Raw genomic sequence first — 7300 nt, 5'->3', positions numbered from 1 at the left:
GTCCCCTGGCACTCGTGCTGACCGCGGGGCAGGCCGGTGACAGCCCGCAGTTCGTCCCCGTGCTGGAGAAGGTGCGGGTCCGTCTGCCCGTTGGCTGTCCTCGCACGCGGCCCGGCGCGGGTCGCCGCGGACAGGGCGTACTCGTCCCGCGGCAACCGCGCCTACCTGCGTAAACGCCGGATCAAGGCGGTCATCCCGGAGAAGAGGGACCAGGCCGCCAGCAGGAAGAGGAAGGGCAGCAGGGGTGGCCGGCCGGTCGGCCACGACGCGGATCTCTACAAGGAGCGCAACACCGTCGAGCGCCTGATCAACAGGCTGAAGGCCTGGCGAGGCATCGCCACCCGCTGCGACAAGAAGCCCGAAAGCTACCTCGCCGGCCTCCACCTCCGCGCCTCGATGATCTGGGTCGACGACCTCCTGCGAGACGCCGACTGATCGCAACCTCACACAGGCCCTAGGTGTTCCGTCCCTTCCCGTACGGGACCGCGGCCTAGCGGGACTCGTAGTGGCTCGGCCGGCCGTCCCGCAGGACCAGTCGGCCGAGCCGGGCGGCCTCGTCGCTGCGCAGCAACTCCCGCCGGCCGTCGGCGCGGTGGAGCACGGAGGAGTGCCAGGGGGTGGTCCAGGAGTCGGCCGCCGCCAGCAGCCGGATGCCGAACTTGGACGCCCCGGCCGGCTGCGGGTGGATGGAGAGCCGGACGGCGCGCGGGTGGTGTTCGGCGATCAACTCGCCCCAGGCACGGCTGCGCTGGATTACGCCGTAGGCGCGGCGGCGGCACTCCCGCTGGAGGGCGGAGCGGGTGCCGGTGAAGCCGACGGTGTCCTCGGTGAGGAAGCGGGTGATGCCCCGGTAGAGCCGCAGGGTCTCCTCCTCGGTCAGCACCTGTTCGCGCAGCTCCTCGACGCTCGGCGCGTACCGGGCGTGCACCCGGGCGCGCTTCTCGTCGTACCGGAGGTCGCCGAGGACGGCCCGCAGGTCGAAGGTGTCGAGGTGGGCCAGGCCCTCGCGGGCGATCATGGCGGTCAGGGCGTCCGAGTAGGCGTCTATGTGGTCGTCCGGGACGTTGATCAGGTCGCCGAAGATGTGCCCGTCCGAGCAGATCAGGATGCGCGCACCGGGTGCGTGCAGGCGGCCGATCTCGGCGCACAGGCCGTCGAGGAAGGTCAGCGACAGCCGTTCGCCCTCGTCGGGCAGGTGGCCGAGCACCTTCGCGGGGTTCGGCGACTTGCAGGGGAAGCCGGGCAGGGTCAGGACGATCGGTTCGCCGGCGGCGATGAAGTCCGCCAACTGCGCCAGCTGGAGCGGGAAGTGCTCCGGGCGGGCGTCGAACTCCGGGTCCGCGGCGCGGCGGTGCGGCAGCAGCAGGCCGAGGACGCGGGCGGCGAGGGCGGCGGCGGTGGTGCCGGTGTCGGGGGCGCTGGTGGCAGTGGTGAGGGCGTCGGGGGTGATGACGGCAGGGGCGGTGCCGACGGGCGGCATGGTGGGTCCTCCACGAAAGGCGGTGCGGTACGGGTTTCGGGCTCCGGGCGGTCGGAGCCGGACGGTCGGAGCCGGGGCGCGGTGCGCCCGGGGGTCAGCGGCGGTGGTCGTAGGCGACCGGCAGCCGGTTCACCCCGCGGGCCAGGACGGCGGGGACCCAGGCCAGGTCCGCCAGGCCGTCGCCGGGCGCCTCGGCCGGACGCAGCCCGGGCAGCCGGGTGAGCAGGGTGGCGAGGGCGACCTGGAGTTCGGCCCGGGCCAGCGCGGCGCCGGGGCAGTAGTGGATGCCGTGGCCGAAGGCCAGGTGGGCGTTGGGCGTGCGGTCGAGGTCGAGGCGGTCGGGCTCGGGGAACTGCGCGTCGTCGCGGTTGGCGGCGCAGAGCGAGACGATCACCGAGTCGCCGGCCGGGACGGTGGTGCCGAACAGGTCGCTGTCCTCGGCGAAGAACCGCCAGGTGGTGAGCTCGAACGCGGCGTCGTGGCGCAGCAGTTCCTCCACCGCCCGGGCGAGCTGGCCGGGCTCGTCGACGCCCTCGCGCAGCCGGGCGAGCTGCTCGGGATGGCGCAGCAGGGTGACCAGCATGGTGGTGATCTGGTTGGTGACCGGCTCCTGCCCGGCGACCAGCAGCTGGAACACCATCGAGTCCAGCTCCGCGCGGCTCAACTCGCCCGCGTCATGGGCGGCGACGAGCCGGCCCAGCAGGTCCTCCTGCGCCGCCCAACCGGGCTCCCGGCAGTCGGCGCGCTTACGGGCGACGACGTCGGCGATGTACGTCTGGAGGCCGCGCAGCCGGGCCTCGTACGCCGGGCGGCCGGGGTCCTGCGGGCCGACCGGCTGAACCACCTTGCCCCAGTCCCGGTCGAAGCGGTCCGCCAACTCGGGCGGAAGGCCGATGACTTCGGCGAGCACCCGGAAGGGGTAGTGGGCCGCGAAGCCGGCCACCAGGTCCGCGCCGCCGGACTCCGGCAGCTCGTCCACCAGGGCATCGGCCAGCTCCTGGAACCGGGGGCGCAGCGACTCCACCCGGCGCGGGGCGAAGGCGTCGAGCACGAGCCGGCGCATCGAGGTGTGCTTGGGCGGGTCCTGGTGGAGCAGGTGGACCTGGAGCTGCGAGTGCTGGGGCTCGGGCATGATCGACGCGAGCCGGCGCCAGTTGTCGTTGCCGAGGCTGTGGTTCTTCCCGAGGCGGGGGTCGTTGAGGGCCGCGTGGGCGGCCCGGTAGCCGGTGACCAGCCAGGCGTGGATGCCGCTGGGGAACTCCACCCGGTGCACCGGCCCGGCCTCGCGCATCCGCTGGTAGAGCGGGTACGGGTCGCGCTTGTACTCCGGACCGTACAGCGGGACGGGGGAGGGCAGCCGGTCGTACCCGTACGGGCAGCGCGGGGCGTCGTCGGTGGCGGCCGGGTCGGGGATCGTGTCGGTCATCTGAAGCGGTCCTTCGGTGGGGAGGGGGTGGTGGTGGGGTGCGCTCGGGCGGGTGCGGCGCGGCGCGGTGCGGTGCAGTGCGGGGTGGGGCGGTCAGGGCCTGGGGCGGCGGTGCAGGGCGAGCAGCGCGACGGCGGTGGCCGCGACGAGGGCGGCCAGGGCGATTCCGGCCCGGGGCCCGGTGGTGTCGCGGGCCCCGGCCAGGGCGGTGGCGGTCGCGAGGGCCGGGCCGAGCGCGAAGCCGAGGCTGCGGGCGAGTTGGACGGCGGAGCCGGCGGTGGCGAGCTTCCCGGGTGGGGAGGCGGACATCACCAGGGCCTGGGTGGGGCCGCCGTTGAGGCCCATCCCGGCACCGGCGAGGGCGAGCCGCGCGGCGATCTCGGGGGCGGACCAGCCGGTGTCCAGCGGGACGAGCAGGGCCAGGCCGAGGGTGGTGACGGCGGCGCCGGTGAGCGCGGTCGGGCGGGCGCCCCAGCGGTCGGCCAGCCGGCCGCCGACCCGGCCGGCCAGCACCATGCCGAGCGGGAACGCCAGCATGGTGAGCGCGGTGGCCGTGGCGCTCTCGCCCCGAGGGCCGCGCAGGTGCTGGGCGAGCAGGTAGTGGCAGGCCGCGAAGCCGGCGGCGAGCGCCAGCACGGAGGCGTTGACCCCGGCGGTCCCGGCGGCCCGCAGCACCTCGGCCACCGGTCGGCCGCCCGGGCGGCGCAGCCAGAGCAGCACCAGCGGAACGGCGGGCAGGACGAGCAGCAGCCACAGTGCGGACTTCGGGGCCAGGGTGAGCCCGAGCAGGACGGCGGCCACGGCGGCGCCGATCAGCGCGGCGTCGCCGAGCGAGGACCGGTCGGGCGGCCGCAGTCCGCCTCGGCGCGGGGCGTGGCGCCGCACGATCAGCACGGCGGCCAGGCAGACCGGCAGCTTCACCAGGAAGATCGCCCGCCAGCCCAGGTGGTCCAGCAGCAGACCGCCGATCACCGGCCCGGTGACGGCGCCGAGCGGACCAAGCGTCGCGGGCACGCTCATCGCCCGGCCGCGCAGCTCGGGCCGGACGGAGGTCGCGGCGAGTACCGGCATCAGGACGAAGAGCACGGCCCCGAAGGCGCCCTGGAACAGCCGGGCCGCGATCAGCCAACCGGCCCAGGGGGCGCAGGCGGCCAGCACGCTGCACAGGGCGAAGCAGCCGACCGCGAGCAGCAGGGCCGAGCGGGTGCCGACCTGGTCCAGCCAGCGACCGGCGGGCAACAGCAGGGCGACGAGCGGGAGTTGGTACCCGAGGACGGCCCACTGGGCGACCCCGGGGGAGACGTGCAGGCCGGCCGAGATGTCGGTGAGCGCGAGGTTGACCACGTTCATGTCGAGCATGGCGACGAAGGACAGCAGTCCGGCGGTGACGACCAGGCTCCAGCGGTCCGCCGGTGGTTGCTGACGCTCCGTCAGAGATGAGGCGGTCGGGGTTGGTTGCGCCGTCATGAAGTCCCTCCGTCTCCCGTACTGCTGGACCGGACGCCGCCTCGGCGGCGGGGTCCGGTACAGCAGTCGGTGGCGAGGGGGCTCCGGTTCCGAACACTTGGGGGATTTCTTCTCGGCAGCCGGCAGTCGACGGCTGGCAACGGACAACGGACAACGGACAGCTGACAGACGACAGCTTTCAGCGAACAGATAACAGATTTCGAAATCTGTTATCTGTTCGCTGTCAGTTGTCCGCCGCTGCCCGCTGCCCGCCGCCCGCCCGCCGCTCAGCAGGCGGTCGCGAGTTCCCCGGCCTCGGCGGCGCGCAGGCGTGCCACCAGCTCCTCCCGCGCCCGGGCGACCCGGGAGCGGACGGTCCCGACGGGGCAACCGGCGACCTCGGCCGCCTCGGCGTAGCTCAGGCCGACCACCTGCGTCAGCACGAAGGCCTCGCGCCGCTGGGCGGGCACCCGGTCGAGCAGGTCGCCGAGCGCGACGCCGTCCTCGAACCCGGCCGTCGGTGCGCCGCCCTGCCGCTCCGCCGCCTCCTGCCAGTCCGGCAGGGCCGCGCAGCGCGGCCGGGCGGCGGCCATCCGGTACCGGTCGATCACCGTCCGTCGGGCGATCGACAGCAGCCAGGTGCGGGCGGAGGAGCGCCCCGCGAACGCGGGCAGGCCGCGCAGTGCGCGCAGGAAGGTCTCCTGGGCGAGGTCGTCGGCGGACTGCACGTCGGTCAGGTGGGCGACGAAGCGCCAGACGTCCCGCTGGGTCGCCCGGACGAAGGCCTCGACGTCGGCCGCCCGTCCGGAGCGGGCGGTCAGCGCCAGTGCGGTGAGCTGCTCGTCATCCACGGCGGCCCCCTGCCCGGCCGGTCCCGGCGACACGGCCATGCGGGACGATGGTCGTATGAGATGCGCGCAGTTCCGTACCGCTCTGTCCGCCCGGCTCGACGGCGAACCGAGCGGTCTGCCGGAGGTACGGCTGGACAAGCACGTCGCGCGCTGCGCCGGCTGCCAGGAGTGGCTGGCCAGGGCCGAGCAGCTGCACGGCCGGGTGCGGGCGGGCGCCACCGACGGGCCCTCGCCCGAGTGGTCGGCCCGGCTGCTGGCCCGGCTGGGCGAGGGCGGCCCCGAAGGCCGTGCTCCGGACGGACCGCGGTCCGTCGAGCGCTAGGCGCGGTGGGCGTGCCCGGCGGGGCGGGCGCGTCCGGGGGAGCGGGAACGGCGGGACGGTGGCGCCGGCCGGAGCCGGTGCGCCGTCGAAGTCAGGCATGGGAAGGTCCCGAGGGGAAGGCGGGGAGCGGCACCGCGCAGGGCGGCACCGTCGGCGTCCATGGGCAGCCGCGCGGCACGCCGGCCCTGGGGAGGCGCGGCGGCGGACGCGGGCCCGCACCCTGACGGCACGACGGCGCGGGGCGCGGCCGTACGGCAGGGCGACCTGCCCGTCGCGGGGTCCCGGTGGCCGGAGGTGGCCGGGCGGGGAGGAGCAGCGGCGGGCGCGTCAGCAGGCGAGGGCGAACGCCGGCGGCCCGCGCCGGACCACGGCATGCGTCAGCAGCACCGACCGGGGCGGCCGGGCCCGGTCGTCGGCCGGGCGGGGCGGTGCCGGGGCCCGGTAGCCGAAGGGGCGCGCGAACAGCGCCAGCAGCGGGAGCAGGAGCGCGCCCGCGACCACCGCGCCGAGCGCACCGAGCAGCTCGAAGAGCCGGACCAGCGCCGCGTCGCCGCGCCAGAGCAGGAGCGCGCACGCCAGCGCGGCGAGCACGTGGGCGGCGGCCATTCCCGGTGACATGCCGTGGGACATCCCGTGCGCCATGTCGTGCGCCGGTCCTTGCGCCGGTGCGCTCACCAGGTCCTGCGCCGTGCCGTACGACCCGCCGCCGTACGACCCGCCGCCGTGCAACGCGCCGTCGGGCATCATGTGCGGTCCGTCGGGCATCCCGGTCATCCCGGGCAGGCCCGCGTCCACGGCGGTCGCGCCCGAGCCCCCGTGGTGCGTCCCGGCCGTCGGCCGCAGACTGCTGGTGGTCGGCGGGACGTCCGGGTCGATGCCCGCCATCCGCGCCAGTTCGACCGGGGAGAGCCCGCCGGGTGCCCGGTCGGGGTTGCACAGCAGGAGGGCGGCCCAGTCCGTGGTGGCGAGCCGGCCGAGGCCGCCGCCCCCTCGGGAGAACGCCGCGGCCTGTTCGAACAACTGGTGCAGCGCGGTCTGCGCCACGACCATCCAGAGGCTGATCACCCCGAGTCCGCGCCGCTTCCCGGCGAGCAGCCAGGTCAGCCCGAGGACCGCCCCGAACCCGCCGGCCAGTACCGTCGGAGAGACTCCGGATCCGGCCATGGCGACGTGCGCGGTGGCGGCCATCGCCACGCACAGCGCGGCGAAGACCACGGCGCGCAGCAGGCGGATCCGGTCGGTCATCACGATGGCACTCATCGTCGCACCCGCCCTGCCCGGCCCGTAGCGCACCCTCCGGTCATGGCCGGTTCTGTGCCGTGAGACCATGCCCGGCCGCCGGCCCCCGGAGCCCGCCGGATCGCCACCCCGTTCGGCCCGCCGACCCGACGCGACGAACCGAACAACGGCTCGTAGGACCATCGGGGCGGTTTGACAGCACGTACCCCATTGCTCACTTAATGTGCACCACCCCGTACGGTGCGTATCGGGACGACGCTGTTCAGAAGCAGGGAGGTCCGGCCTTGGAGACCCCGACGGATACCTCGGCGCCCATTGCCGACAATGCCAAGTCCGCTGCCCCCACGGAGCCGACCGTCCCGCAGCAGGCGACAGGCCGGAAACAGGCGACGGCCGTGGTTGAAGTCGAAGCCGAGGAACCCGGCGAGCAGGCCGAAGCCGCCGCCCCGGCCGGAGCTGTCGAGCAGGCCGGAGCTGTCGAACCGGCCGAAGCCGTCGAGCCGGCTGAAGCAGAGGAGTCGGCCAAGGCTGAGGAA

General features: G+C 75.0%; 6 protein-coding genes and 1 pseudogene. 2 read left to right on the top strand and 5 right to left on the bottom strand.

The window, feature by feature from the left end:
• Window positions 1-435: pseudogene (locus tag ACFRQN_RS02080) on the top strand (IS5 family transposase); the annotation flags it as partial.
• A gap of 55 nt (window positions 436-490) precedes the next feature.
• Here ACFRQN_RS02080 and ACFRQN_RS02075 read toward each other — a convergent pair.
• The 4 genes from ACFRQN_RS02075 to ACFRQN_RS02060 form a co-directional block, all read right to left on the bottom strand.
• Window positions 491-1480 carry an L-tyrosine/L-tryptophan isonitrile synthase family protein gene (locus ACFRQN_RS02075; RefSeq protein WP_380737539.1) on the bottom strand — a complete coding sequence of 330 codons (990 nt, stop codon included), beginning with the start codon at window positions 1478-1480 and terminating at the stop codon, window positions 491-493.
• A 94-nt stretch (window positions 1481-1574) separates the two neighbouring features.
• Window positions 1575-2906 carry a cytochrome P450 gene (locus ACFRQN_RS02070; RefSeq protein ID WP_380737537.1) on the bottom strand — a complete coding sequence of 444 codons (1332 nt, stop codon included), beginning with the start codon at window positions 2904-2906 and terminating at the stop codon, window positions 1575-1577.
• Between the two features lie 93 nt (window positions 2907-2999).
• Window positions 3000-4373 (bottom strand): MFS transporter, encoded by a 1374-nt coding sequence (locus tag ACFRQN_RS02065; RefSeq protein ID WP_380737535.1) that lies wholly within the window; start codon window positions 4371-4373, stop codon window positions 3000-3002.
• Between the two features lie 266 nt (window positions 4374-4639).
• Window positions 4640-5242 (bottom strand): sigma-70 family RNA polymerase sigma factor, encoded by a 603-nt coding sequence (locus ACFRQN_RS02060; RefSeq protein ID WP_074004192.1) that lies wholly within the window; start codon window positions 5240-5242, stop codon window positions 4640-4642.
• Window positions 5243-5258: 16 nt separating this feature from the next.
• On the opposite strand from ACFRQN_RS02060, the gene ACFRQN_RS02055 reads away from it, so the two are divergent.
• Entirely contained in the window at window positions 5259-5525 is a 267-nt protein-coding gene (locus ACFRQN_RS02055; protein WP_380737533.1) for a zf-HC2 domain-containing protein, read from the top strand.
• A gap of 327 nt (window positions 5526-5852) precedes the next feature.
• Here ACFRQN_RS02055 and ACFRQN_RS02050 read toward each other — a convergent pair whose 3' ends face one another.
• Entirely contained in the window at window positions 5853-6785 is a 933-nt protein-coding gene (locus tag ACFRQN_RS02050) for a hypothetical protein (RefSeq protein ID WP_380737531.1), read from the bottom strand.
• Window positions 6786-7300 lie beyond the last annotated feature (515 nt).

It is taken from the genome of Kitasatospora sp. NPDC056800, assembly GCF_042789775.1.
Classification (GTDB): domain Bacteria; phylum Actinomycetota; class Actinomycetes; order Streptomycetales; family Streptomycetaceae; genus Kitasatospora.
This window is presented reverse-complemented; position numbering and strand designations above follow the sequence as displayed.